This is a genomic window from Prochlorococcus marinus str. MIT 9312 (genome assembly GCF_000012645.1).
Lineage (GTDB): Bacteria > Cyanobacteriota > Cyanobacteriia > PCC-6307 > Cyanobiaceae > Prochlorococcus_A > Prochlorococcus_A marinus_L.
This window is the reverse complement of the sequence record NC_007577.1, coordinates 92,931-116,521: the sequence shown is the minus strand read 5'-3', so window position 1 is coordinate 116,521 and position 23,591 is coordinate 92,931. Positions and strand designations below refer to the sequence as shown.

General features: G+C 30.6%; 33 protein-coding genes. 17 read left to right on the top strand and 16 right to left on the bottom strand.

The window, feature by feature from the left end; genetic code table 11:
• Positions 1-2: 2 nt before the first annotated feature.
• On the top strand, positions 3-473 hold the full coding sequence (locus PMT9312_RS00590; protein WP_011375683.1) for an SRPBCC family protein: 471 nt from the start codon (positions 3-5) through the stop codon (positions 471-473).
• On the opposite strand, the gene PMT9312_RS00585 is transcribed toward PMT9312_RS00590, so the two are convergent.
• Genes PMT9312_RS00585 through PMT9312_RS00575 form a run of 3 tightly spaced genes read right to left on the bottom strand, consistent with a single transcriptional unit; the run spans position 466 to position 1,851 of the window.
• The gene (locus PMT9312_RS00585; RefSeq protein WP_011375682.1) at positions 466-1,263 is read right to left on the bottom strand and encodes a uroporphyrinogen-III synthase; all 798 of its coding nucleotides are present in this window, start codon (positions 1,261-1,263) and stop codon (positions 466-468) included. The genes PMT9312_RS00590 and PMT9312_RS00585 overlap by 8 nt on opposite strands.
• Positions 1,250-1,642: a 30S ribosome-binding factor RbfA gene (gene rbfA, locus PMT9312_RS00580; protein WP_011375681.1), complete on the bottom strand. Its 393-nt coding sequence runs from the start codon at positions 1,640-1,642 to the stop codon at positions 1,250-1,252. Before rbfA ends, PMT9312_RS00585 begins: the two co-directional genes overlap by 14 nt.
• Complete coding sequence (locus tag PMT9312_RS00575) at positions 1,642-1,851, bottom strand: DUF751 family protein (RefSeq protein WP_011375680.1); 210 nt, start codon at positions 1,849-1,851, stop codon at positions 1,642-1,644. The genes rbfA and PMT9312_RS00575 overlap by 1 nt, the downstream gene beginning before the upstream one ends.
• 54 nt (positions 1,852-1,905) lie before the next feature.
• On the opposite strand from PMT9312_RS00575, the gene PMT9312_RS00570 reads away from it, so the two are divergent.
• Positions 1,906-2,631 carry a glutathione S-transferase family protein gene (locus PMT9312_RS00570; protein WP_011375679.1) on the top strand — a complete coding sequence of 242 codons (726 nt, stop codon included), beginning with the start codon at positions 1,906-1,908 and terminating at the stop codon, positions 2,629-2,631.
• On the opposite strand, the gene PMT9312_RS00565 is transcribed toward PMT9312_RS00570, so the two are convergent.
• Positions 2,618-3,328: a DUF6816 family protein gene (locus PMT9312_RS00565; protein WP_011375678.1), complete on the bottom strand. Its 711-nt coding sequence runs from the start codon at positions 3,326-3,328 to the stop codon at positions 2,618-2,620. The genes PMT9312_RS00570 and PMT9312_RS00565 overlap by 14 nt on opposite strands.
• Here PMT9312_RS00565 and PMT9312_RS00560 point away from each other — a divergent pair.
• Positions 3,327-3,584 carry a chlororespiratory reduction protein 7 gene (locus tag PMT9312_RS00560; protein WP_011375677.1) on the top strand — a complete coding sequence of 86 codons (258 nt, stop codon included), beginning with the start codon at positions 3,327-3,329 and terminating at the stop codon, positions 3,582-3,584. The two genes, PMT9312_RS00565 and PMT9312_RS00560, sit on opposite strands and share 2 nt — an antisense overlap.
• On the opposite strand, the gene PMT9312_RS00555 is transcribed toward PMT9312_RS00560, so the two are convergent.
• A complete protein-coding gene (locus tag PMT9312_RS00555; protein ID WP_011375676.1) occupies positions 3,581-4,138 on the bottom strand; it encodes a shikimate kinase in 558 nt (185 codons plus the stop codon). The two genes, PMT9312_RS00560 and PMT9312_RS00555, sit on opposite strands and share 4 nt — an antisense overlap.
• 50 nt (positions 4,139-4,188) lie before the next feature.
• On the opposite strand from PMT9312_RS00555, the gene PMT9312_RS00550 reads away from it, so the two are divergent.
• From PMT9312_RS00550 to PMT9312_RS00530, 5 genes are all read left to right on the top strand, one after another.
• Positions 4,189-5,115, top strand: coding sequence for a 6-pyruvoyl trahydropterin synthase family protein (locus tag PMT9312_RS00550; RefSeq protein ID WP_011375675.1), 927 nt, complete (start codon positions 4,189-4,191; stop codon positions 5,113-5,115).
• Positions 5,112-5,762 carry a RibD family protein gene (locus PMT9312_RS00545; RefSeq protein WP_011375674.1) on the top strand — a complete coding sequence of 217 codons (651 nt, stop codon included), beginning with the start codon at positions 5,112-5,114 and terminating at the stop codon, positions 5,760-5,762. Before PMT9312_RS00550 ends, PMT9312_RS00545 begins: the two co-directional genes overlap by 4 nt.
• Before the next feature lie 17 nt (positions 5,763-5,779).
• Positions 5,780-6,934, top strand: a complete 1,155-nt coding sequence (locus PMT9312_RS00540; RefSeq protein ID WP_011375673.1) for a GNAT family N-acetyltransferase — start codon at positions 5,780-5,782, stop codon at positions 6,932-6,934.
• Positions 6,935-6,995: 61 nt separating this feature from the next.
• Positions 6,996-7,382, top strand: a complete 387-nt coding sequence (locus PMT9312_RS00535) for a DUF4346 domain-containing protein (RefSeq protein ID WP_011375672.1) — start codon at positions 6,996-6,998, stop codon at positions 7,380-7,382.
• 64 nt (positions 7,383-7,446) lie between these two features.
• On the top strand, positions 7,447-7,539 hold the full coding sequence (locus PMT9312_RS00530) for a cytochrome b6-f complex subunit PetL (RefSeq protein ID WP_011375671.1): 93 nt from the start codon (positions 7,447-7,449) through the stop codon (positions 7,537-7,539).
• A 5-nt stretch (positions 7,540-7,544) separates the two neighbouring features.
• On the opposite strand, the gene rimO is transcribed toward PMT9312_RS00530, so the two are convergent.
• The gene (gene rimO / locus PMT9312_RS00525) at positions 7,545-8,909 is read right to left on the bottom strand and encodes a 30S ribosomal protein S12 methylthiotransferase RimO (RefSeq protein ID WP_036924474.1); all 1,365 of its coding nucleotides are present in this window, start codon (positions 8,907-8,909) and stop codon (positions 7,545-7,547) included.
• A gap of 101 nt (positions 8,910-9,010) precedes the next feature.
• Between rimO and PMT9312_RS00520 the strand changes: the two genes are divergently transcribed.
• Positions 9,011-9,946, top strand: a complete 936-nt coding sequence (locus PMT9312_RS00520; protein WP_011375669.1) for a vitamin K epoxide reductase family protein — start codon at positions 9,011-9,013, stop codon at positions 9,944-9,946.
• On the opposite strand, the gene nadB is transcribed toward PMT9312_RS00520, so the two are convergent.
• On the bottom strand, positions 9,936-11,603 hold the full coding sequence (gene nadB / locus PMT9312_RS00515; RefSeq protein ID WP_011375668.1) for an L-aspartate oxidase: 1,668 nt from the start codon (positions 11,601-11,603) through the stop codon (positions 9,936-9,938). The genes PMT9312_RS00520 and nadB overlap by 11 nt on opposite strands.
• On the bottom strand, positions 11,603-12,370 hold the full coding sequence (locus tag PMT9312_RS00510) for a DUF3120 domain-containing protein (RefSeq protein WP_036924432.1): 768 nt from the start codon (positions 12,368-12,370) through the stop codon (positions 11,603-11,605). The genes nadB and PMT9312_RS00510 overlap by 1 nt, the downstream gene beginning before the upstream one ends.
• A gap of 187 nt (positions 12,371-12,557) precedes the next feature.
• Here PMT9312_RS00510 and PMT9312_RS00505 point away from each other — a divergent pair, with 187 nt between their 5' ends.
• From PMT9312_RS00505 to PMT9312_RS00485, 5 genes are all read left to right on the top strand, one after another.
• Positions 12,558-13,970, top strand: a complete 1,413-nt coding sequence (locus tag PMT9312_RS00505; RefSeq protein ID WP_011375666.1) for a TIGR03279 family radical SAM protein — start codon at positions 12,558-12,560, stop codon at positions 13,968-13,970.
• A complete protein-coding gene (locus PMT9312_RS00500) occupies positions 13,963-15,396 on the top strand; it encodes a TolC family protein (RefSeq protein WP_011375665.1) in 1,434 nt (477 codons plus the stop codon). The genes PMT9312_RS00505 and PMT9312_RS00500 overlap by 8 nt, the downstream gene beginning before the upstream one ends.
• The gene (locus tag PMT9312_RS00495) at positions 15,393-16,193 is read left to right on the top strand and encodes an inositol monophosphatase family protein (RefSeq protein ID WP_011375664.1); all 801 of its coding nucleotides are present in this window, start codon (positions 15,393-15,395) and stop codon (positions 16,191-16,193) included. The genes PMT9312_RS00500 and PMT9312_RS00495 overlap by 4 nt, the downstream gene beginning before the upstream one ends.
• Positions 16,194-16,282: 89 nt before the next feature.
• Positions 16,283-17,203 (top strand): YihY/virulence factor BrkB family protein, encoded by a 921-nt coding sequence (locus PMT9312_RS00490; protein WP_011375663.1) that lies wholly within the window; start codon positions 16,283-16,285, stop codon positions 17,201-17,203.
• 1 nt (position 17,204) lies between these two features.
• Positions 17,205-17,504 (top strand): hypothetical protein, encoded by a 300-nt coding sequence (locus tag PMT9312_RS00485; RefSeq protein WP_011375662.1) that lies wholly within the window; start codon positions 17,205-17,207, stop codon positions 17,502-17,504.
• 4 nt (positions 17,505-17,508) lie between these two features.
• Here the strand turns inward: PMT9312_RS00485 and PMT9312_RS00480 are convergent, their stop codons facing one another.
• From PMT9312_RS00480 to PMT9312_RS00470, 3 genes are all read right to left on the bottom strand, one after another.
• On the bottom strand, positions 17,509-17,655 hold the full coding sequence (locus PMT9312_RS00480) for a high light inducible protein (protein WP_011375661.1): 147 nt from the start codon (positions 17,653-17,655) through the stop codon (positions 17,509-17,511).
• Between the two features lie 65 nt (positions 17,656-17,720).
• Positions 17,721-18,104: a hypothetical protein gene (locus tag PMT9312_RS00475; protein WP_036924475.1), complete on the bottom strand. Its 384-nt coding sequence runs from the start codon at positions 18,102-18,104 to the stop codon at positions 17,721-17,723.
• Positions 18,105-18,131: 27 nt separating this feature from the next.
• Positions 18,132-18,395: a DUF2973 domain-containing protein gene (locus PMT9312_RS00470; RefSeq protein ID WP_011375659.1), complete on the bottom strand. Its 264-nt coding sequence runs from the start codon at positions 18,393-18,395 to the stop codon at positions 18,132-18,134.
• A gap of 175 nt (positions 18,396-18,570) precedes the next feature.
• Here PMT9312_RS00470 and PMT9312_RS00465 point away from each other — a divergent pair, with 175 nt between their 5' ends.
• On the top strand, positions 18,571-19,692 hold the full coding sequence (locus PMT9312_RS00465; protein ID WP_011375658.1) for a trypsin-like peptidase domain-containing protein: 1,122 nt from the start codon (positions 18,571-18,573) through the stop codon (positions 19,690-19,692).
• 5 nt (positions 19,693-19,697) lie between these two features.
• On the opposite strand, the gene PMT9312_RS09660 is transcribed toward PMT9312_RS00465, so the two are convergent.
• A complete protein-coding gene (locus PMT9312_RS09660) occupies positions 19,698-19,841 on the bottom strand; it encodes a hypothetical protein (RefSeq protein ID WP_193741841.1) in 144 nt (47 codons plus the stop codon).
• A gap of 163 nt (positions 19,842-20,004) precedes the next feature.
• Positions 20,005-21,615, bottom strand: a complete 1,611-nt coding sequence (abc-f, locus tag PMT9312_RS00460; RefSeq protein WP_011375657.1) for a ribosomal protection-like ABC-F family protein — start codon at positions 21,613-21,615, stop codon at positions 20,005-20,007.
• Positions 21,616-21,687: 72 nt separating this feature from the next.
• On the opposite strand from abc-f, the gene PMT9312_RS09655 reads away from it, so the two are divergent.
• The gene (locus tag PMT9312_RS09655; RefSeq protein ID WP_011375656.1) at positions 21,688-21,864 is read left to right on the top strand and encodes a hypothetical protein; all 177 of its coding nucleotides are present in this window, start codon (positions 21,688-21,690) and stop codon (positions 21,862-21,864) included.
• On the opposite strand, the gene PMT9312_RS00455 is transcribed toward PMT9312_RS09655, so the two are convergent.
• Positions 21,842-22,072, bottom strand: coding sequence for a hypothetical protein (locus tag PMT9312_RS00455; RefSeq protein ID WP_011375655.1), 231 nt, complete (start codon positions 22,070-22,072; stop codon positions 21,842-21,844). The two genes, PMT9312_RS09655 and PMT9312_RS00455, sit on opposite strands and share 23 nt — an antisense overlap.
• A gap of 35 nt (positions 22,073-22,107) precedes the next feature.
• Entirely contained in the window at positions 22,108-22,446 is a 339-nt protein-coding gene (locus PMT9312_RS00450; protein ID WP_011375654.1) for a hypothetical protein, read from the bottom strand.
• Positions 22,447-22,571: 125 nt separating this feature from the next.
• On the opposite strand from PMT9312_RS00450, the gene PMT9312_RS00445 reads away from it, so the two are divergent.
• Positions 22,572-22,874 carry a ribbon-helix-helix domain-containing protein gene (locus tag PMT9312_RS00445; protein WP_011375653.1) on the top strand — a complete coding sequence of 101 codons (303 nt, stop codon included), beginning with the start codon at positions 22,572-22,574 and terminating at the stop codon, positions 22,872-22,874.
• A gap of 6 nt (positions 22,875-22,880) precedes the next feature.
• Here the strand turns inward: PMT9312_RS00445 and PMT9312_RS00440 are convergent, their stop codons facing one another.
• On the bottom strand, positions 22,881-23,585 hold the full coding sequence (locus PMT9312_RS00440; protein ID WP_011375652.1) for a potassium channel family protein: 705 nt from the start codon (positions 23,583-23,585) through the stop codon (positions 22,881-22,883).
• Positions 23,586-23,591 lie beyond the last annotated feature (6 nt).

Sequence of the window (23,591 nt, the reverse complement as noted above, 5' to 3'; positions counted from 1 at the left end):
TAATGGGTACCTGGCTAAAACATGACGTAATAACAGTCGTTAATGCGCCGCTTGAAAATGTTTGGAATACATGGAGTGATTTAGACTCAATGTCACTGTGGATGAGCTGGATTGAATCAGTAAAAACAGTTGATGAAGAAACAACGACATTACCAGATTTAACAGAATGGACTTTAGCTGCAAATGGTTTTAAGTTTAAATGGAAAGCTCAAATTACAGAAAGAATTGATAAAAGTAAACTTAAGTGGAAATCTATAGGAGGTTTACCAACTGAAGGATCAGTAGTTTTCGAAAGCAAAAGTGATCAAATAACAACAGTAAATTTAGCAATAACATATGAGCTACCTAAAATGATTGCGCGGTTTATGGAAGAGAATATTTTAGGCAAAATGGTCACTAACGAATTACAGGCTAATATTGATAGATTTAAAGAATTAGTGGAAAAGAATTATAAAAAAGATTTTTCTAACTAAAAATACTAATTGCTACATCCAGTAGTCCATCAAAAGTATATTTTTGTGCCTGACTATCAACTCTGCCAAAAATCTTTTTACATATTTTTGTTGTTTGAGGTCCAATAGTTAAGAACCTAGTTTGATCTAAATATTTTAACCATTCTTTACCAAAGGCTTTTTCTAGTAAAACAGCAGAATTTGATACAGTTTTGCCACTTGAGAAAATAAATGCATCGACTTTTCGATTAACAATAATATCAATTGTCTCTTCTGGGATTGAATCCGGACATCTAGTTTCATACGCAGCAACCTCAAATACACGCGAACCAGCCTTTCTAAATTGATCTGCAATTAGATCCCTTCCTCCTGTTTGGACTCTTGGCAAAAATACTCGAAGTCCATATCCAGATATTGGAAAATTATCAATTAAACTTTCGGCAACATATTCTGGGGGTATGAAATCAGCCTTAATCCCAAAATCATCAAGAGTTTGTGCAGTTTTTTCTCCGACTACAGCGATTTTTGTTTTTTTAGAACACTCCTTTAATGAACTTTGAAAATATCTAAGTCTTTTATCAACAAATTTGATCCCATTACTACTAGAAAAAATAATCCAATGAAAATCATTTATTTGATTTAACGCTTCGTCAAGAGGATCTAAATCATCAGGATCTCCAATACTTATTGCAGGAAACTCATATATATTAGCGCCTTTGCTTGTGAATATCTTTTTGATATCCAATATCCCCTCTTTTGATCGAGTGATAATTATATTTCTTTGATCAAGGGGTCGATCAACTATTGGCATCCTTATCCTCATAATTCTTGTCTTGATGTTTATTTTTTAATTCATCAAGAAGTTTCAAGACTGATAATCCTTTGTCAAGAACAATATCTTCTTTAAAAATTATCTCTGGAACTCTTCTCATCTCTATTCTTTTTCCTAAATTATTTCTTATAAAGCTTTTAGCGGTATTCAAATTTGCCACAATCTCTTTCCTTACTGTCTCTTTAGCAGTTGAAGTTATGTAAATTTTACAGTGTTGTAAATCACCTGATAAATCAATCTTAGAAATATTGACGAAATAATCTCTAATAAGATCATTTTCCAAATCATTTTGCAAAATAAGGGTGATTTCTTTCTTTAAAAGAGAAGAAACTTTTGCAAGACGGAAATTATTTGGCATTATGATTGTAAATTTATTGGATTTGTCATTGCTTGCAAGACAAAATAGACTGTTATGAAAGCACTTAAAACAGAAGATATTAAACCTACTATTGTGAGTGGATTTGATCGATTCTTGAATAAAGGTTCAAGCAGTGCAACAAGTCCTCCAATAATAATAGATATTAAATACTTGGGATATCTTGCAACATTAGAGAAAAATTCGCCCATCAGCTCCACAAATAGATTACTTTTTTAGCTAAGTTTTAAAAAACATTAAACAGCATGATTACATTATATCAATTTAGGCATAGTGCTTTTTGTTTAAAAACAAGAATGGCTCTTCATGCAAAAAAACTACAATATCGAGTGGAAGAAGTAACACCTGGAATAGGTCAATTTGCAATTTTCAAATTATCAGGTCAAAAACAAGTCCCTGTAATAGTCGATAGTAATGATCAAATTATTAATGACTCTTCAAATATTTGCGAATATATAGATAAAAAAAATGATAACAATCAACTCTTTCCTGAAGACCCAATATTATTTGCGCAATGCAAACTAATTGAAGACTGGGCAGATACTACAATGGCTACAACTTGTAGAAAAACTTTAATAAAATCTGCGATAGAGAATCCACAGCTAAGAGCTGCATTACTTCCAGATGAAATACCTTCTTCAGTTAAAAGTATTTTTGATAAATTACCTTTTAAAAATCTTAGTAAAATCTCTAATGTAGTTTTGTCTTCTAAAGATAATTTAGAACTCCAAAAATTACTAGAAGCTTTATCTAAATCGTTGATCAACAAAAAATATTTAGTTGGAGATAGTTTATCAATTGCAGATATTTCAATTGCAGCTCAATTATCCCTTCTTAAATTCCCAAAGTCAGCAGGGCCAATTCTTTCAGGAGAAGGAAGTCAAGAATACATAAATAACCCTTATCTAGAAAATCTTTTCATATGGAGGAATAATCTAGAAGAATATCTTTTCAGTGCTAACTCTCAATAAATTCAAAAGTCAATTTATATTTATTTGTTTTTATAGCATGGACTGAAGGATCACCAACTTTTGAACCATAAGAAGCAACATATTGCACTCCGCAAATTGCTGGTTTATTTGAATTATTAACTTCCAATATTTCTTCGGAACATTTTTGAAATTTACTAATAGTCTCGACTTGATTTATCCTTGAAGCGCCTGGTTTATGCGCTGTTTGAATAACTAGCTCATCTGCGAAAAAAATATCATCATCTTTGATCTGATTTCTCCCTGTAATTCTTGAATCAATATATAAATCATCTTTTAAATAAGTAATTTGATTATTAATTGATTGGGGATCATTTACAACCTTGATTAAGCTGTCACCAAATATTGCTTTTCCAATAGACTCAGAATTTTTTGCACGATTACCAACAATTAAATCTGAATCATTCTTAAAGAAATTCACTTTATAAATCACTGGCTCTTCTAAATCATTAATTATATCTTGAGAGGTAACAAGCCAACTTCCCTCAAACCATTTTGGATAAGTTAAATCTTTAGAAGTATCTGATAATTTAAAAATTGGTAAATATATTTCTGGCCATTGATTTAACCGATTTTCCAACAACTCTCGTACGTTAGAATCATATAAAGCAAAAGAACTTTCTAAAAAAATTCCTTGAAAAGTCAAGCACAGAATTAATCCAAGAAGAATTTTAATCATGTCAAATCCACTAATAAGAGCATCAGATCATTATGTATTATTAGAGCCAGATTCAAAAGAAAAAATAGTATCAAAGCAAGAAGCAATTTTATGGTTAAAGAATTGGCTTAGTAAGACTGAGACACAAACAATATATCAAAATATAGAAGATCCTGATCAGGAATTTTTTGAAGAATTATTGGAAAGCACTTATGAATTAGAAATAAAGTTAGGATACGTTATTAAATGGTTTGCGGTGAGAATTGAACCAGATTAATTATTTATTTCTTTATGCATCGCATTGATTATTTTTATAGCAACTTCTTCAATATTTTCATTTTTTACTTGAATTCTTAAATCGGCTTGAGAATATAAATTTTCTCTGGATTTTAAAATACTCATATATAAATCATTTAGATTCTTTCCCTGAAGTAATGGCCTGTTTTCAATTTCATTTTTCAATCTCTCAATTGCGATATCTTTGTCGAGATCTATCCAAGCAATTATTCCCTGTCTTAATATTCCCCAGTTTTCGGATTTAGTAACTATCCCTCCACCAGTTGATATTACTAATGAAGGAATTTTGATAGTTTCTTTAAGGCAGCTTGTTTCTAATTCACGAAAATTATCTTCTCCTTCATCGTTAAAAATTTGATTGATAGATTTTTTGGCCAACTTCTCTATTAATGAATCTAAATCAATGTATTTATACTTCAATAATTCAGCCAGTTTCAAACCAGTTTGTGACTTACCACAACCCATCATACCGATTAAAAATATGCTTCTACCCTTGATAACCTTAACTGTTTTTTCGATAATGGATTGTTCCATAAAGACAAAAGCGTATTTAAAACCTTAAGATAGTATTATCGCAGACAGGTATGACTTCTACACAATCCAAACCATTACATGGAAAAGGACGTGAATGCGTCATAACTCGGCGTGCCTGCTTTAGTTCTAGTCACCGTTATTGGCTTCCTGAAAAAAGCCCAGAAGAAAATTTATCTCTTTTTGGAAAGTGCAGTATTGCACCAGGTCATGGTCATAATTATGAACTTATTGTTTCAATGGGTGGAGAACTAGACTCTGATGGAATGGTACTTAATCTCTCTGATGTAAAACACTCTATTAAAGATAAGGTTACTGGACAATTAGATTTTCGTTTTTTAAATGATGTCTGGCCTGAATTTAATGTTAATAATCAAGAGGGTTTACTTCCCACAACTGAAGCATTAGTAAAGGTCATTTGGAGTCGTCTAAAGGATGATTTACCTCTTACAAGTCTAAGGCTTTATGAAAACCCAAATTTATGGGCAGATTATTTTGGAAAAAACATGGAAGCATTTTTAACAGTACAAACTCATTTTGCAGCCGCTCATAGACTTGCAAAAGAAGAGATATCATTTGATGAAAATAAAAAAATCTATGGGAAATGTGCCAGAGTTAATGGACATGGTCACAACTATCTTGTCGATATAACTGTAAAAGGAGACATTGATAAAAGAACAGGAATGGTTTGCGACTTATCTGCCCTCCAAGAGATAATTAATGATTTGGTTGTTGAACAACTAGATCATACTTTTCTCAATAAAGATATCGAATTTTTCCATAGTTGTGTTCCAACTGCTGAAAATATAGCTTTATATATTTCTGACATTCTTAAAAAACCAATACATAACCTTGGTGCAACATTACACAAAATAAGACTCCAAGAGAGCCCAAATAATGCTGCAGAAATTTATGTTGATCAAAAGTTAACCAATTCATTGCAGTTGAAATTTGAAAATAGTTTAGTCACACAAACTTGAGTATCCCAAGAGTAATAATTGTTATAGCATCTAGTCTTGATGGAAGAATTGCATTTCCTGAAGGTGGAGAATCGCATCTTGGAAGCGAAGAAGATAAAAAAATGTTAAATCAAAACTTATCAATGGTTGACGCCACCATTTTCGGTTTAGGTACTTTATTAGCTCATCAATCAACTTACCTAATTAAAAATCTCAATGATAATAACGAAGTAAAAATATCAAAAAGCCAACCAATTTCTATAGTTGCTTCAAATAGCAAAAAATTTAATAGTAATTGGAAATACTTTCGTCAACCAATTAGAAGATGGCTAATAAGCTCAAGTAAAGTTGATAATTTGTCGAAGAATGACTTCGAGAAACAACTCTTTTTCGAACATTCATGGGGGAAAACTTTAATTTCACTCAAAAAGCAAGGGATAAATGATCTAGCTCTTTTAGGAGGTGCAAAACTTATAAATTCATTTATAAAAGAGGATCTAATAACAGATATAAAAATTACAATAATTCCACGAATTATTGGAGGTAGATATACATGGATCCCTCCAAAACAAACAAATGAGATTTTTAATCTCAAAAGACTATGGGAAATAAAATCAATTAAAAATTTAATGCATAATGAAATCCATGTGCATTACAAAAAAATTTGAAATAGATTCAATAATAAATGAACCAAAAAATACATAAAGTTGAAGTCAAATTGTCAATTAAAGAAATCTCCAAAGAGATATGGAATGAATTAGCAAATGAAATCAATAATCCATTTTATGAATGGACTTGGCTTAAAAACCTTGAAATATCAAAAAGTGTTTCGAGAGAAACTGGTTGGCAGCCTCTTTATTTTGTTGCTTATAAAAATGAAGAAATATTAGGAATTGCTCCACTTTTTTTAAAAAATCATAGCTATGGAGAATTCATTTTTGACCAATCATTTGCAAGATTGGCTCAAGAGCTGAATTTAAATTATTACCCTAAATTAATTGGAATGAGTCCTTATAGTCCTGTAAATGGATATCAATTTCTTTATAAAAAAAATAAAGATAAGAAAGAAATTACAAATTTACTTATAAACCATATCGAAAGCTTTGCGATTACAAACAAAATTTTAAGTTGTAATTTTTTATATATTGATGAAAATTGGGGCACACATCTTAAATCTTTGGGATACCATGAATGGATAAATTCCAGCAGTGAATGGAGGAGTAATGGAGAAAAAACGTTTGATGATTTTCTTTCTAGATTTAACTCTAATCAGAGAAAAAATATAAAAAAAGAGAGGAAATCAATTACTAAACAAGATATTAAAGTAGAAATTCTTGATGAAGATGATATCAACCAAGAAATCCTCAAAAAAATGCATAATTTTTATGAACAGCATTGTTTAAGATGGGGAGTCTGGGGAAGTAAATATCTGACATCTACATTTTTCGAAAAAATTGTTGATAATAAAAAAAATCTTTTACTTTTTAGCGCATCAAGAAATGATTCAAAGGATATTTTTGCTATGTCGATGTGCGTTAAAAATAAAAACAACTTATGGGGTAGATATTGGGGTAGTCAAGAAGAAATATCTAATTTACATTTTGAATTATGCTACTACCAGCCAATTGAATGGGCAATAAAAAATAGTATCCATTTGTTTGATCCAGGAGCGGGTGGTAAACATAAAAGGCGGAGGGGATTCTTTGCAAAAAACACCATTAGCTTGCATAAGTGGTTTGACAAAAATATGGGAAATATAATTTATCCTTGGCTAAATGAAGTTAATAAACAAACCGAAATGGAAATTGATTTTGAAAACAAATCTATACCCTTCAAATAAAAAATTATTTGGCTGTCACAAAGATTATATTAGTAATATAGTTTTTTATTAACTTCTAAGAATGGATTCTAGTAAAAGTTTCGATGAAAAAATAAAGATTGATAATAATCTATCCAACCGATATATAGACTTAGATCCAAACGGTTATTTTATTATAAAAGTAGATTTAGAAGAAAATAAAATAATTTTAGAGCACTTTCTAAATAATATTAATGATGACGGATATGCGCTTGACCCAGAAACAAATGAACCAATTAAATGCGACTCTCAAAATAAAAGAGTTAGTAATGAAGTTTTTGAAGGTATTAGTGCGAAACAACTTGGAATATTGATCACTGAAGAAAGAAATGACTTAATAACCAAATTCGATCATGCTCTATATTTAGGAAGGGAACTACAAAAAGCAGAAGAATGTTTATACAAAAAATTACCTTATATCCAAGATTAAGAAATTAAACGAAAAAATCTAATCTTTTCATCTGATGTTAAATTAAATAAAAATAAAAAAATTAATGAACATCATTTTCTATTTTGCATTTATTGGTTTTGGTTTTGGAGCTGCTTTCGCATTAGATAAGCTCTTAAGAGCAGTTAAATTAATTTAAAAAAACTACAAAATTTTAATAGTCTCTCCATACAAATCATATTCATCCGCAAAAGAAATATTTGCTTCAACAAATTTACCAATATAATTTCTCAAATAATTATTAGCACTAATAGATAAAATCACATTTCCGTCAATTTCAGGCGCGAAATTGTAGGACCGACCTATTAATTCGTTATTATCTGATATTTTTTCCACCAAAATCTTCATTTTTGAGCCAACATATGACTGATTTTTATCTTTAGAGATATTTTGCTGCACTGAAATAACGTTATCTTTTCTTGCCGCTGCAACCTCTGGGGATACTTTATTTGGTAAATCAAAAGCTGCAGTTCCTTCCTCAGGAGAAAAAATAAACACTCCCACATGATCAAATTTGTGCCTATCCAAAAATTCGAGAAGATGTTCAAAATGTTCTTTTTTTTCTCCTGGGAAACCAACAATGAGACTAGTTCTTAATACAGCAGATGGAATTTCTTCTCTAATTTTCTCCAAAATTGATTCATTCAAAGAAGCCTGCCAAGGTCTGTTCATACTCTTCAACACATCTGGATGACTATGTTGAAGTGGCAAATCAAAGTAAGGCACTATATTCTTTGAATCTTTGAAAGCTCTAATAACTTCATCAGTTAAACCCGTTGGATACGCATAATGTATCCTTATCCAAGGAATTGGAACTTTAGAAAGCTCATTCAAAAGTTTGGCTAATGATGGTTTTCCATAAATATCTTTTCCGTAATTAGTTGTAATTTGACTAATTAATATGATTTCTTTAATACCCTGCTTTGCAAGACTTTTGGCTTCTGAAACTATAGATTCTATTGTCCTACTTCTTTGAGGACCTCTCAACTTAGGAATAATACAAAAAGCGCAATTATAGTTGCAGCCTTCAGCAATACGAAGATAAGCAACGAATTTGTTTTTATCTACAAAACGAGGTATTTCCTCATCTGCAATAAATTCAGGTATTTTTGAAACTTCATTAACGATTTCCCCTTTTTCTACTCTATCTAAAACCTTGGCTATCTTTTGATAATCTCCAGTTCCAACCAAACCTTTTATTTCGGGTATTTCTTTTAGAAGTTCTTCTTTAAAATGCTGAGCCATACAGCCTGCAACAATTACTTCTTTTCCTTGATTTGTGTATTCTAGAATTTTCCTAATTGATTCTTCTCTAGCTGTTTCAATAAAACTACAAGTATTGACAACAACAATATTTGCATCGTTTATATTACTTTCAACTTCATAACCATCTTTATCTAATAAGCCTTGCATATGTTGAGTATCGACTAGATTTTTCTCACAACCAACATGACTAAAAGCAACTTTAGAGAATTTTTTTTCTTTAACATTTAGATTATTTTGTTTCACAAACTTTAAAAAATTAAAAAATTCAAACGGCATTCCGTTTATAACTCTCATGCCAAGATAATATTAGGACAGATCATGTAAATAACAAACTTTCATTTTTTATGGCGCTTAAGACTTTAAAAAGTAGAAATAAAAAGGATCTAAAATGGCCAAAAATTTTAATCTCTATTCTTAGCACTATAGGCATAGTTGACACAGGTTCAATTACTTTAAAAAACTGGGGATTATTTACTTCTCTTTCATGCCCAGGGACACAAAATGGTTGTGAAACAGTTTTAAATAGTCCTTGGGGTACTTTATTTGCGAATAATCAAATTAATATACCTCTTTCATTAGCAGGATTGATAACTTATTTATCAATATTAGTTATCACAATAATACTTTCACTTAATTTAATTTCCCCAAAAGAAAAGCTAAACAAGTTTTTATGGTGGTTAATATTTCTAATCTCTTGTGCCTCATCTACATTTAGCTTTTTGTTAATTAATATAATGTTTTTTAAGATTCAAGCATATTGCTTTTTTTGTATACTTTCAGCAATTTTATCGTTTTCTATCTTTATAATTTCTATGATTGGAGCAAAGTTTGAAAGTAGAGAACCTATGATCTTTAGAGGTTTTGTAGTATTCCTAAGTGTCCTCGTAGGTGGCTTAATATGGTCAACTAACGTTGACCCTTCAAATGCTATTGATGTTTCAAGTCCCACTGACAATTTATCACCGCTAATTACTACTTCAAGCTCTCCCCAGAAGGTGCTATTTGCAAAATTCTTGAGAGAAAACAATATTGTTATGTATAGTGCCTATTGGTGCCCGCATTGCCATGATCAGAAACAACTATTTGGTAAGGAGGCAGTTAAAGAATTAAAAGTAGTGGAATGTGCTAGTGATGGGAAAGACAATCAATATGAGCTATGCCAAACCAAAGGAATTAGTGGATTTCCTTCTTGGGAAATAAATGGAGAAATTATTAGCGGTACTCTCGACCTGAATGATTTAGCGATAACGACTGGCTATCAAGGAGATTCTAATTTTTAATAAATCTTTTATGAATTTCTTTATCTAACAGTTGTCTAGTATGGCATACCCAATTTTTATCTTTATTTGGAAAATCATCTCTATAATGACCTCCTCTGCTTTCTTCTCTAAAAAGACAAGCTTTTAATAAAGTTATAGTTGTTATTTGTCTATTCTTTAAATCAAGTAAAAGATTAAGTGCCCTTCTATTAGGTTCACTAAGTCTAATTTCTTGATCAAAATTTATTTTTTCAAGACTATTTAGTAAGGAATTTTTTTGTAATTGAGCCATATCATCTTGAATAGTATCGAGAAATTTACTCATATTTACTTTATTTCGAGATACACCTAGATTTGACCAACATAGTTTTCTTAATTCATCAATTTTTTCTGCAATTTGAGAAATTTGATCTTCTTTCGGGTCTTTAATATCGAACTCTTGGAATGATCTATCAAATTTTGCGAATTTAGGAGGATCACTCAGAACAATTGAAGACAGTTTTCTCGCAAAAACGAGGCATTCCATTAGTGAATTACTTGCCAATCTATTCGCACCATGCACACCTGTAGAAGCAACTTCTCCTACAGCATATAATCCTTTTCTTGTAGAAGATGCACTTAAATCAGTTTTAACGCCTCCCATCCAATAATGAGCTGCTGGAGCGACAGGAATAATCTCATTTAAAGGATTAACGCCATAATCCTGACATCTACTTAAAATTGTGGGAAATCGCTCTACAAGTTTTTCTGGATCAATGTAACGAAGATCTAAGCCAACATGATCCACATTATTGTCATACATATTCTTCATAATTGCTCTACTTACCTGATCTCTAGTAGCTAAATCACGATTTTTAAGATTTTTAACTGGGCTTTCACCATTTTTATCGATTAATATTGCGCCTTCTCCTCTAAGTGCCTCAGATATTAAGAAACAAGGGGCGCCATAGAATTTTAAAGCGGTTGGATGAAATTGAACAAACTCTAAATCTTCAATAGCAGCACCTGCTTTCCATGCAAGAGCGATCCCTTCTCCAGAGGATTGCGCGGGATTGGTTGTATTAGTAAATAAATGCCCACCTCCACCTGTAGCTAAAACAACAGCTCTCGATTTAATCCAATACAAATTAGCTCCATCAAGAACCTGAACTCCCTTGCATTCTTCATTTTCAATAAGAAGTTCAGTTACTCTTACACCCCTACAGTGAAGAATATTTTTTTTATTTTCAATATGATCTTCTAGAACTTCAACTAATGCTCTTCCAGTACGATCTTTAACATGCAAGACTCTTCTGCGAGAATGGGCCGCTTCTAAAGTAGTAGCTAGTTGATCAAAACTTTGATCAAAAATCATCCCTAAATTCTGCAACCTGTCAACACAACCAGGGGCTTCTTTAACCAGCATTTCTACCGCTTGAAAATCACATAGTCCATCTCCTGCTTTTAAAGTATCATCAGCATGAAGATCGAATGAATCGTCCTGTCTAACAACAGATGCTATTCCTCCTTGAGCCCATCTACTAGAAGATACCTTGCTTGTGTTTCTATTTAAAAGTAGCACTTTTAAATTTGCAGGTAACTCAAGACAAGTCATAAGTCCTGCAGCTCCAGCACCTATAACAATGACATCCCAATTATTTAATGGAATCGGTTCGTGCGAAAATGGAGGCCTTAACATTAAACCAATCCACTAAAATTTGGTTGCAGAATTGCTAAAAAAATAAAAATTCCATCAACAATTAATGTAGTTTGAATTACATAACTAGAAACTAAGAGTGCTTTACCATTAATAGTATTAATATTCGCTGCATCAAAAATTTCTTTCGAAATAAACCAAAGTATAAGTGCAACAAAAACAATAATAGATAATGATTTTATATGGATAAGATTCTCTGAGGTTTTTTGGAGAATCAGTGGTGCAGTTTCAGAATCTGCTGTAATGACCTGCCTCCATTGATCCATTATTCCGATTAAAAATATTGTAATGTCAGTAACTGCGGTTCCAAATAGGGATGATATATAAAAACTAGAACCAATTTTCCAATTAGTGCCAAATCCAATTAAAGCTAATGGTAGAACTACAGCTTCAACAGGAATGTGGAGGATAGGAAATGGACTTAACCATCCCCAGAACAAACACCCACCAAGCCAACTCCCTGATACACCAATTAATAATGAACTAACAATAAACCATTTATTTGATTCTTTCTGATTCAAAACAAATGCCCCTAAGAGAATAACAAAAGTAAAACAAAGAGCACTAATTGGTTCTAATCTAACCCAAGGAGCTTGAACAAATATAGGTAAAACTACAAAAAAAGAAGACCATAATCTTAAAGAAATTGACCTTGATAAAAAAGTATTTTCGTATGAATAAACTTTTTTATTCACTTCATAGTTAAATTTATCTTTCACTTCTAAATTTTTTGTAATTAAATCTTTCAATGAATAAAAATTATTGGGTTATTTTAAATAATTTAAATCGTGGTTTAAAAAACTGCGAATGACATATTTTAATAAATAAAAGGCCCTTAATCTCACAAGTATATTTGGTATTTTAAAAGTATTTAATACACTTTGAGACAAAAATAAGTTTAGAATAAAAATAAAGAAGAATATTTGGAATTTAATTGTGTGGCAGGAAATTAATTACAAAGAAGATTCTAATGATCTTTTGGTTCCCAATATTACTTATAAAATAAATCCTGCCGAAATTGAAAGTATTGAAGCTAATTCTATTGCTCAAGAAATAGGATTTGAATCAGGTGATTCCATAATTAGTATTAATGGAAAAAAACCAAGAGATTTAATTGATTATCAAATTCTAATTAGTGAAGAAATTTTAGAAATATCAGTTTTAGATAAAAATCTTGAAATTCATAATATAAGTATTGAAAAAGATCAAGACGCGAATTTGGGCATTAATTTTAAAGATGCATTATTTGATTCAATTAAGCAATGTAATAATAGATGTCCATTTTGTTTTATAGATCAACAACCAAGCGGAAAAAGAAAAAGTCTTTACGTAAAAGATGATGATTATAGATTAAGTTTCCTATATGGCTCTTATCTAACTCTTACGAATTTAAAGAAAGAAGACTGGAAAAGAATTGCTACCCAAAAGCTATCCCCGCTTTTTATTTCTGTTCATGCAACTGATCCTGCTACTCGAGAAAAATTATTAAAAAATAAAAAAGCAGGAATGATTCTTGACCAAATTTCATGGTTTGAAAGAAACTCAATTCAACTACATGCTCAAATTGTTGTATGTCCAGATATAAATGATGGAGAGATTCTTGAGAAATCAATTTTTGAACTTGCTGAATTCTACAAAAAAAATTTTCAAACAGTACTTTCAGTTGCAATAGTTCCTGTAGGGCTTACAAAGTTTAGACCTGAAAATGATGGATTAAAATCAATAAGACCAGAATACGCAATAAAAACTATTAAACAAGTAGAGAGAATTCAAGCCTCTCTACAAATTAGGCTTGGGACTCGTTTTTGTTGGCTAGCAGACGAATGGTATTTAATAGCTGGTAGAAATTTGCCTAGTTACAAAACCTATGAAAATATGCCTCAAGAATCTAATGGAGTAGGATCAATTAGAGGCTTTCTCAAGATATTAAGTGAGAAATCTAACAACCTCCCTCAAAAAGTAAAACAGCCAAAGAAAGTTAGTTGGATTGTTGGTAAATTAGTTTATGAAGCCTTAATTCCTACAGTTAAAAAATTAAACTTAATAGATGGTTTGAAAATTAATTTATATGGTTTACCAAGTATTTATTGGGGACAAGAGCAAGTTGTAACTGGTCTTCTTACTGGAGAAGATCTAATTGACGGTTTGAAAAATAAGGATTTAGGAGAAGCTATTTACATACCATCAATTATGTTAAAACTTAATACTGATTTATTTTTAGATGATAAAAATATTAAAGACGTGGAAAATCAATTAAAGACCAAAATTCACGTTCTTGATGATTCAAATGATATTATTAATACTTTGGTTGGTCAATCGAATAACACTGATACTATAAAACATGCTTAGAAGAGTAATAAATCCGATCTTATTTTTGCCTCTCGCTCTATGTATAAATTCCATCAATGTACTATCTAGCGAAACCAAAGATTATATTGATAGTGTTTTAGAAGAAAAACCAAACAAGCCTTTTATTAGTTATCAAGAAATAGAAGAAATTGTCTTAAATAATCAAGAGTTAAGATCATTAAAAAATCTAGTTACCTCTGCAAGCTTTAATCTTTCCAGTCAAATTGCTCAAAGATATCCATCCTTAGATTTTCAAGCAAATGGATTGCCAAAATATGTCGCAGGCAAAAAACACAGTAGCAATTCAACGACTTTAAAAACATCACAATATAGTGCTAATCCCTCTCTAAATATCAAATGGAATTTAATTGATCCCCTTAGAGGACCGGAAATCAAAATTGCGAAAGAAAATTACAAAATTGCAGAAAATAATTATGAGATTAAGAAAAAAGATTTAATTCAAGAAGCAAGGATAAGGTACCACAAATACCAAAAGTCATATCAAGATATTCAAAATAAAAAATTTACACTTAATTTATCAAATACAAGTTTAGATAACGCTTTAGCAAAGTTAGATGCTGGAATTGGTACAAAATTTGAAGTTCTTGAAGCAGAAGCTCAATTATCTCGAGATAAACAATCTCTTAATGAAAAGAAAATAGAACATGAAATTAATACAATTTCTCTCAAAGAGATTCTTAACATAAATGGGGATTTTGAAACTAATAAAGAGCAAAATCTAATAGGTTTCTGGAATCATAGATTAAATAAAAATATTAATGAAGGTTTAGATCAAAATCTTTCTTTGAAAAACATCCTTCTTCAACAATCTATTAAAAAGAGTCAAGCACAAAGTTTTTTATCTCAAAATAAGCCAAAAATTTATATCAGCAACACTTTAGCAAGTACTTTTTCAAAGGGGGACTCTCTTTCCAGTAATATTGACTCTGAAAAATCTGGATCTAACTATACAAATACAATAAGTTTAAATTTTGCATGGAATATTTTTAATGGCGGACAGAATAAGAACTCTTACAAATCAAAAATAGCAGATGCAGAATCTGAGGAATATACTTATAAAAATCTAAAAAATGTTTTGACCACAAATATTAGTAAAGCCTATTTGAATCTCAAATTAAATGAACAGAAAATAATTTCTTCTCTTAAAGAAATTGAATCTAGTAAAGAGTCTGTAAGACTTTCTAGACTTAGATATGATGTTGGCATATCAACTCTCAAAGATGTACTTGTAAGGCAAAATGAATTAAGTAATGCAAAAGCAAAAAATATTAATGCTCTATATAATTACAATTTGAATTTAGATGAATTAGAAAGATTAACTTTTCTTGAAATAAGTAAAAGTTGTTTGGATAACAATAATAATAAAATTAAAGATAGCGAATCTATTTGCAATATTTCAAGATGAATCCAACAACTTTAACTAATAAGCAACTAAGTGAATTAGATTCTCTATTTGAAATAGTTAGTCAACGTCAAATAAAAGATTTTGGAAATATTAGTGCCAGCAATAAAGCAGACGGGTCATTAATAACAAGTTGTGACTTATGGAGTGACAAAACAATTGTAGATTCTCTAGCTTCAATCGCTCCAGATGAGGGAGTCCTTAGTGAAGAAGGGGGTAAGTCCATTCCCAATACAAAAGCATATTGGGTGGTTGATCCACTTGATGGGACAACAAATTTTGCTGCAGGTATTCCATACTGGTCTATATCAGTCGCAAGGTTTGTGGATGGTAAACCTCAATCTTCTTTTTTAATAATCCCTACGTTGAAAAAAAAGTTTGTATCTATTAAAGGTAAAGGTGTTTGGTTAAATAACCAAAAAATAGACCCTAACAACAATAATCATAATAGTGAATGCGTTTCTTTATGTAGTAGATCTATAAAAATTCTCCAGAAAAAACCAAACTCAATATTTCCTGGCAAAATTAGACTCTTAGGTGTATCGAGCTTAAATCTAACAAGTGTAGCGATGGGTCAAACTTTTGGAGCAATAGAATCAACCCCCAAGATATGGGATATTGCAGCTGCCTGGTTGTTATTAGAAGAACTTAATTGTTCTATAGAGTGGTTAGAAACAGATCCTTTAAATTTAGTTTCAGGACAAAACTTGAGCAGTGTTAATTTTCCATTAATTGCTTGTAGATCTTTAGAAAAAATCAAAATCTTAAAGCCATGGGGTAATTTATTATTAGAAAAATAGTTGCTTCATTAAGAAATAATTGCTTGAAATATTTTGTAATTAGATACAATAAGCAAAATACATAAGATAAATATTTGAAGAAAATCAATATGCAGCGCAGCTTAGCATGGGTACTAAAAAGTTTTTGGGGAGCATGTGAGAGATGGAGCAAATCTGATTGTATTGATTTAAGTGCTGCATTTGCTTACTACACACTACAATCATTTTTTCCGATTCTTTTAATTTCTCTTTCCATAGCATCATGGTTCCTAGGCAAACAGGAGGGATTAGATCAACAAATAATTTCTGTTGCTGCTCAGGTTTTACCTCCTTCGGTAGTTGAATTAGTAGAAACTACATTATTTAATTTGATTGATCAAGGTTTTGGAGCAGGTATTCTAGGAGCTATGTTCTTGCTATTTACAGCAGGAAATGCATATTTATCTCTACAAAGAGGTTCAGATAGGCTATGGGAAGACGAACTTCCTTCTAAAAAAGTAAATGCTGCATGGAGAGAGCAAGCTTCGAGGTTTCTCCGCAATAGAATTGAAGCTTTTTTAATAGTATTCTTTATAGGATTCTTAATGGTATTAGATCAGATTAGTGCAAATCTTAGGATGATACCAAGTAACGTTTTAGAAAATCTCTCAAAATCTAATAATCTAATTTCTGATTTATTGCTAAAGTTACCCCTTTTACAAGTTGGTCAATTTGCAATCCCACTAATTGGCTTTTCTTTAATGGCTCTTTTATTACAAGCCCTATTGCCTAGCAGAAAAGTCCCTTTAAAACCACTTTTGCCAGGATCTATTCTTATTGGAATTGGACTAACTACTTTGAATTTGGCAGTTAGTAAAAGTATTCTTTCTCTTGGCGCAAGATTTCAAGCATATGGTTTTATTGGAGGTTTTCTCGTACTTACTTTATGGGTCTGGCTTTTAGGTGTGATTTTATATTTTGGACAGTGCTGGAGTGTAGTTATTGCTAGTATGTCATTAGTAAATAAAAGAAGAATAAGACATAATAAATAGTATGAATTATTTTCTTAAAGTCAATAAAACTCTCCTTACTTATTCTTTAATCATACTTATAGTTATTCCTATTTTTGGGATTAACTTTTTAATAAGCTTTCTAGGAAACATACTACTGCTGTTATTTCTTATTCCTCTTTTATTATTAATTTTAGTTTTTATAGGATTCAACTTTTACAATTCAAAAATTAATACATTTAGTAATTTTGATTCAGATTTAAAGGATATTAGTAATAGAAATGAATTAGATAAAAAACCTAGTGAAAGTACTATTGAAGTTAAGGCAGAAGAAATTAAATAAGAATTTAACCTATTCCAATTTGTCTAAGGATACTTTGACCAGTAATTAATTCAGTACCAAGACCAATCAGAATGCCCATCATTGCCATACGGCCATTCCAAGTTTCAGCAAAATTTACAAATCCAAATCTTGGTTGATTTTCATCGTTCATAATTAACTAAATCGTCTTTCTAACTATTTTAACGTTTTGAGGAAGGATTTATGAAAAATAATTAATTATTTAATATGTCTCACACCATCAACTGGTCGATACTCATCTCCAGTTAATTCCTCATAAACAATTGCGGGCAGTCCTGTTTCAAACATTGTTTGCAAGGCTTCCTTTAGCATAGGATTCCACCCTCCAGTACTTACTTTTCCATGTCTTACGGTCCAATCCCAAGTTCCTTGAAGATCTCTGGGTAATCTACCTTCTCTATCTCTTCGAGCGACTAAGTCTAAAGACTCTACTATACCAACAATAATTGGATTTTTACCATAAGAAGGAGTTAGGCTTAGTTCAAGCCTAACAGGATCTTCTTTAACCATTTTTAATCTAAACCTTGGTGGCAACTTAAGAGATCTTATGACCGCTGAGACAATTTTTGTTCTTAATTCCAATTTTTTTACCTTAAATTTTGAATTCAATTAATCAGTTTTTGAACCCTTTTCTTCTAGGGTAGAGTCATTATCATTTGAAAATCTTACTGTTAATAATTCCTCTTCAGTTATGTTTCCTGATTTATCTAATAGTTCTGGATGTATTGTGTACTTTTTTTGTTGAAGGTTAGAATTACTGAAACGTTTTTTCTCTGTCCCAGAGATACCCCAACCATTCGACATCACTTTAAAAGCTTTCCAAACTAAATAAGTTAAGGCTGCAGAATATATAATTGGAAATAAAATGGACATCAAACTTATAAATCAATTGGATATATGATTAATATCATAGCCCGAAAAAAAGAAAATTAGCTATTTTGAGTTAATAAATTTTTCTCTGAACTATATAAATTTTTTTTAGTAGTTATATTAAAACTACATAAATAATGTGTATTTAATTCATTCATAGAATATAAAAAAATCAAAATTGAAACTTTACAGACACAAGAAGTTATTATTCTCCTCAGCAATCACAATTGGTATTATATGTCCTTCAAATATAATATCTGGACCATTAACTAATCCAAGATTTAATGAAAATAATACGTATTCACACAAATCATTCATAACTAAAGCTGTAGAAAAAACTGGTTCTTCTGTTGTGACAATTGATACTCAAAGATATATTAAAAAAAGAAAGTTTCCAAAAAATTCTCAACTATTTATAGACCCATATTTTGAAAGATTTTTTGGATTAGACTTACCTAACGATAATCAGCCAAGGATAGAGCAAAACCAAGGAAGTGGGTTTATATTCGCAGACGGACTTGTAATGACTAATGCTCATGTTGTAAATGAATCGGATAAGGTAATTGTTGGTTTAACCAATGGGGAAAAATTAAAAGCAAAACTCATAGGGCAAGACTTTTTTACTGATTTAGCTGTGCTCAAGATTGAAGGGAAAGGGCCTTGGCCAAAAGCAAAGTTGGGCGATTCAGCAAAAATTAAAGTTGGTGATTGGGCAATCGCAGTAGGAAATCCATTCGGACTGGAAAACACAGTTACACTTGGTATTATCAGCAATATAAAAAGAAACGTCACTCAACTAGGAATATACGATAAAAAACTTGAGTTAATTCAAACTGATGCTGCTATCAATCCCGGAAATTCAGGAGGTCCACTACTGAATAGTAATGGAGAAGTAATTGGTATTAATACCTTGATCAGATCAGGTCCAGGAGCAGGTTTAAGTTTCGCAATCCCAATTAATAAAGCCAAGGAAATTGCATATCAGCTAATAAATAATGGAAAAGTAATACATCCTATGATTGGTATAAGCCTAATAGATGACAGTAATTCTGAAACAAATAATAGTTCCGTAAAAGTTGGTTATGTAGTACCAAATAGTCCAGCTGAAAAGAGTGGAATCAAAGTAAATGACATAATCATAAAAGTGGGTAATAAAAATATTCAGAAAGTTTCAGATGTTATTAACCAAATAACTAAAAATGGTATTAATAAACAAATAAAAATATTATTGAAACGTAGAAATAAATTTATTATGTTAAAAGTAATACCAACTGATATTACTAATCTACAAAATAACTAAAAGTTTCAAACGTCATTCTCTTTAAGTATTTCCACACATCTAGAAATACAATTACCATCTTTTATATCACAGGTTGAAATGCATTCGAAATAACTTTCAATAGGATCAGAAATTGGAAACAGTTTTTCTTGAAAATCATAATTTTTCATTTAAATTATTAAAAATTATTTTTGTATTTTTAAGATTAAACAAGAACAGTAAACTATGTAAAGATAAATGAGTGATCTTGCCTAGCTAAATGTAAACTTTTTTAAAAGTATTCAAACTTTCTGCAAAAATAAATATTTATTAATTACTAATCTTTTGTGATTTTCATTTTTTTTCTAAAAAATATTCGTAATTACCATCATATGAAAATAACTTTGAATCTTTAATTTCTACAATTCTATTTGCAACCTTTGAAATAAAATATCGATCATGAGAAATTATTAATAATGAACCTTTATAATTATTAATTGCTAATTCTAAATTTTCTTTAGATTGCAAATCCAAATGATTAGTTGGCTCATCTAATAAAAGAAAATTACTTGGATTCATGATCATAAGAGCCAATGCTAATCTTGCCTTTTCTCCTCCACTAAGTTGTTTAATATATTTAAAAACAGTTTCTTTTTGGAAACCAAAACCTCCTAAAAATGTTCTTACTTTTTTTTGAGACCATTCTGGAGATTTATTACATATTAAATCAATAACTCTTTCCTCAAGTGAAAGAGCTTCAGCCTGATTCTGTTCATAATAGCTAGTAATTATATTATGTTTACCAAGATTAATTTCTCCAATTTCAGGGGATATTTTTTCCATAATAATTTTCAGCAATGTAGATTTACCGGAGCCATTAGGTCCTAATATTGCTATTTTATCCCCCGAAGAAATCTTTAAATTAACATCTAAAAAAAGAATTTTGTCTTCATAACTATGAGATAAATTTTTGATATTTAGCACTAATTTTCCTGAGCGAGGACACTCTGGAAAATTAAAAGCAGGACTTTTTGCTTTTGCTATGGGCGCTTCAATTTTAGAAATCTTTTTTAATTGTTTTTCTCTACTCTTTGCTTGAGAACTTCTAGTTGCACTAGCTCTAAATCTATCTATATACTTCTTCTGCATCTCAATTTCTTTTTGTTGTAATTGATATGCTTTATTTTGTGATTCTTCATTTAAAGATTTCTGTTCCACAAAAAAAGAATAGTTACCATTATATATTTCAGCTATTCCTCTATCTATAAAAATTATTTTTTTACATAATTTGTCTAAAAAAAACCTATCATGGCTAATAATAATAATTGCAATCTTAAGCGAAGATAAATATTCTTCCAGCCAGAAAATAGTATCTAAATCTAAATGATTTGTTGGTTCATCAAGTAAAAGTAAATCAGGTTTTTGTAAAATTATTTTTCCTAGTGCAACTTTCATCTGCCAACCACCTGAAAAATTACCAACTAATTTATCAGCATCTTCGATAGAAAAGCCTAGTTTTGGTAATATTTTGTCTACATCAGATTGCATTTTATAGCCACCTAAGACTTCAAATTTTGCTTGATATTTTGCGAGTTGATTGACTAATGTTTCCAGTTCATCGGAATTCTTTTTGAAATCTAATGATTTCATTTTATTCTCAATTTCTAAAAGTTTAATGGCAACAATTTGTATATCTTTGAAAGAACTTTCTAATTCCTCTCTCACTGAACAATTCAAGTTACAATCTAACTCCTGTTTTAAATGTGCAATTTTAGGATTTCCCTCTTTGATGATCGTTCCACTTGTTTGATCTTCCTCTCCAATTAAAATCTTAAATTGGGTTGATTTACCTGCACCATTGGAACCAACTAAACCAACTTTTTCTCCTTTCTTAATCTCCCAATTAATATTTTTTAAAACAATATCTGTAGAATAAATTTTGCTTACACCTTCAAATCTAATCACTGTTTTAAAAATAGAATTTACAAATTCTGAGGCTTATTTACTAAAAAATATTTTGTGGAATAAAATTGGATCATGAAACGAATAGAACAAATTGTAGTAATTTTCATAGCTGCAGCTCTTGCAATTCCAAGTTATTGGTTTTTTTGGACTCTAGCTGGTGGAGGTGGCTACAACAAAAGAATAAAACCTATTACGAATCAAAACAATAATTATTCTAAACCTTTTCCTAAAGACCTCCTCGAGCCTTAACTAGCCACATTTTAGTTGCCTCGTCGTCAATAGTACTCAAATATTCTATAACCTCTTCTTTGGTGACAGAAATATTTAATTCGTTGCCAATATCACATATTTTATCTAAGGCTTTTTTGGGATTAGTTAAGGCTGTCAAAAACAAACTTTGTTTCTTTTTGGAGTCATTTGCTATTAACTTATAGAGCTTTTCAGCATTACTGGACATGTTTTTTAAGATCTATTTATTAATAGATTATTACTTCAAGCTACATTTTGTTCATTATATTTATTAATAGATAAATCATTTTCCGGATCTTTTATTTCTTTTGCTGATGCATCTACCATACTTCTTGCATCTAAACATAAAACCTTTCTTAGTTTTGCAAAGTTAGCTGCGTGAGATTTTCTACCATCCTTTTGAGCATAATACTCAGACTGTTGAAGAATATGGTGAAGATGAGTTAACAAATATGGACTAATTACAGCTGATACCAAAACATCACTATTTTCATTATCGTGAGAATCAGAATTAACTAATCTTTTTTTCTTTTTATCAATTATAGACCTTTTGGGTGAATCAATTTTTGTTGAATTTTTCATGGGGCAAAAAAAACTAAAAACAATTAGTTGATACGGACATATGTTTCCTTACTAATAATATACACAAAGATAGTATCCTTGACTAACTGTGTATACTAATAAGTAACAGTTATACACTTTGCCTCATGGCTACCCGTCAAAACTCCACAAATGGGAAGCCGAAATCCCCTAGAATTCAAGTAGTTCTTCCAGAATTAATATGTGATCAGCTGACTATTTTAGCCAGTAATGAATCTAGGACAGTTAGTAATATGGCAAAAGTATTAATACAAGAAGGAATAAAAAAATACTTTGAAAAAGAGGACAAATCACTTTTCTCAGAAAATAATTTAAATACCGATAAATTTAGAGACGAACTTGAAAAGCAAAGCGTCAAAAGATTTAAAAGAGCTTCTCAAAGGATTCGATACTATAAAAAATCTGATTAAAAATAATTAATTCTGAGGCAATTTCTGTAAGTCTACAGTTTTTCCCATAACTACCAAAATATTTCCTCTTTCCAAAATATATTTTGCTGGCGGATTAACTGTTAACTCTTCAGCTGGTCCTGCAGCGAGAACATTGACTAAATAATTTTTTCTCAAATTTAAATCTCTTAAAGATCTTCCAATAAATTCCTCTGGAACAGTTATTTCATCTATCCCAGTTTGGTTATCTAGTTCCAATCTTTCAATTAGATTTGGTCTAACTAGTTCTAAACCTAATCTTTCTCCTTGCATTCTGGAAGGGAAAACAACTTTGTCTGCACCAACCCTTTTTAACATTTTTTCGTGCAAGTCACTCGTAGCCCTTGCTATTACTCTTTTCACTTTGCTACCTTCACTATCCTTGGCAATAAGTGTTGTAGTTATACTTGCTTCAATAGGTTCACTTATACCAACTACAACAGTATTCATTTCAAGTATTCCAGATTCCTTCATAGACTCTTCATCAGTACAATCTACAACTCTAGCTTCTATCGAAGGTTCCAATTGTCTCAAATCATCAATAGCTTTTTCCGAAAAATCTGCAGCCAAAACATCTGCACCATTACTTAAAAGTTCTCTACAAACAGCAGTTCCAAATCTTCCAACGCCAACAACTGCAAAAGTGAGGGCTTCATTTTCTTTCTTTTGAGACCACTGCCACCAATCAGCCATAATAAA

Bases quoted from the DNA above. Each gene is read 5' to 3' on its own strand.
- PMT9312_RS00590 (WP_011375683.1), top strand. From the start codon at position 3: ATGGGTACCTGGCTAAAACATGACGTAATAACAGTCGTTAATGCGCCG.
- PMT9312_RS00585 (WP_011375682.1), bottom strand. From the start codon at position 1,263: ATGCCAATAGTTGATCGACCCCTTGATCAAAGAAATATAATTATCACT.
- rbfA (WP_011375681.1), bottom strand. From the start codon at position 1,642: ATGCCAAATAATTTCCGTCTTGCAAAAGTTTCTTCTCTTTTAAAGAAA.
- PMT9312_RS00575 (WP_011375680.1), bottom strand. From the start codon at position 1,851: ATGGGCGAATTTTTCTCTAATGTTGCAAGATATCCCAAGTATTTAATA.
- PMT9312_RS00570 (WP_011375679.1), top strand. From the start codon at position 1,906: ATGATTACATTATATCAATTTAGGCATAGTGCTTTTTGTTTAAAAACA.
- PMT9312_RS00560 (WP_011375677.1), top strand. From the start codon at position 3,327: ATGTCAAATCCACTAATAAGAGCATCAGATCATTATGTATTATTAGAG.
- PMT9312_RS00565 (WP_011375678.1), bottom strand. From the start codon at position 3,328: ATGATTAAAATTCTTCTTGGATTAATTCTGTGCTTGACTTTTCAAGGA.
- PMT9312_RS00555 (WP_011375676.1), bottom strand. From the start codon at position 4,138: ATGGAACAATCCATTATCGAAAAAACAGTTAAGGTTATCAAGGGTAGA.
- PMT9312_RS00550 (WP_011375675.1), top strand. From the start codon at position 4,189: ATGACTTCTACACAATCCAAACCATTACATGGAAAAGGACGTGAATGC.
- PMT9312_RS00540 (WP_011375673.1), top strand. From the start codon at position 5,780: ATGAACCAAAAAATACATAAAGTTGAAGTCAAATTGTCAATTAAAGAA.
- PMT9312_RS00535 (WP_011375672.1), top strand. From the start codon at position 6,996: ATGGATTCTAGTAAAAGTTTCGATGAAAAAATAAAGATTGATAATAAT.
- PMT9312_RS00530 (WP_011375671.1), top strand. From the start codon at position 7,447: ATGAACATCATTTTCTATTTTGCATTTATTGGTTTTGGTTTTGGAGCT.
- PMT9312_RS00520 (WP_011375669.1), top strand. From the start codon at position 9,011: ATGGCGCTTAAGACTTTAAAAAGTAGAAATAAAAAGGATCTAAAATGG.
- nadB (WP_011375668.1), bottom strand. From the start codon at position 11,603: ATGTTAAGGCCTCCATTTTCGCACGAACCGATTCCATTAAATAATTGG.
- PMT9312_RS00500 (WP_011375665.1), top strand. From the start codon at position 13,963: ATGCTTAGAAGAGTAATAAATCCGATCTTATTTTTGCCTCTCGCTCTA.
- PMT9312_RS00495 (WP_011375664.1), top strand. From the start codon at position 15,393: ATGAATCCAACAACTTTAACTAATAAGCAACTAAGTGAATTAGATTCT.
- PMT9312_RS00490 (WP_011375663.1), top strand. From the start codon at position 16,283: ATGCAGCGCAGCTTAGCATGGGTACTAAAAAGTTTTTGGGGAGCATGT.
- PMT9312_RS00485 (WP_011375662.1), top strand. From the start codon at position 17,205: ATGAATTATTTTCTTAAAGTCAATAAAACTCTCCTTACTTATTCTTTA.
- PMT9312_RS00480 (WP_011375661.1), bottom strand. From the start codon at position 17,655: ATGAACGATGAAAATCAACCAAGATTTGGATTTGTAAATTTTGCTGAA.
- PMT9312_RS00470 (WP_011375659.1), bottom strand. From the start codon at position 18,395: ATGTCCATTTTATTTCCAATTATATATTCTGCAGCCTTAACTTATTTA.
- PMT9312_RS09660 (WP_193741841.1), bottom strand. From the start codon at position 19,841: ATGAAAAATTATGATTTTCAAGAAAAACTGTTTCCAATTTCTGATCCT.
- PMT9312_RS09655 (WP_011375656.1), top strand. From the start codon at position 21,688: ATGAAACGAATAGAACAAATTGTAGTAATTTTCATAGCTGCAGCTCTT.
- PMT9312_RS00455 (WP_011375655.1), bottom strand. From the start codon at position 22,072: ATGTCCAGTAATGCTGAAAAGCTCTATAAGTTAATAGCAAATGACTCC.
- PMT9312_RS00450 (WP_011375654.1), bottom strand. From the start codon at position 22,446: ATGAAAAATTCAACAAAAATTGATTCACCCAAAAGGTCTATAATTGAT.
- PMT9312_RS00445 (WP_011375653.1), top strand. From the start codon at position 22,572: ATGGCTACCCGTCAAAACTCCACAAATGGGAAGCCGAAATCCCCTAGA.
- PMT9312_RS00440 (WP_011375652.1), bottom strand. From the start codon at position 23,585: ATGGCTGATTGGTGGCAGTGGTCTCAAAAGAAAGAAAATGAAGCCCTC.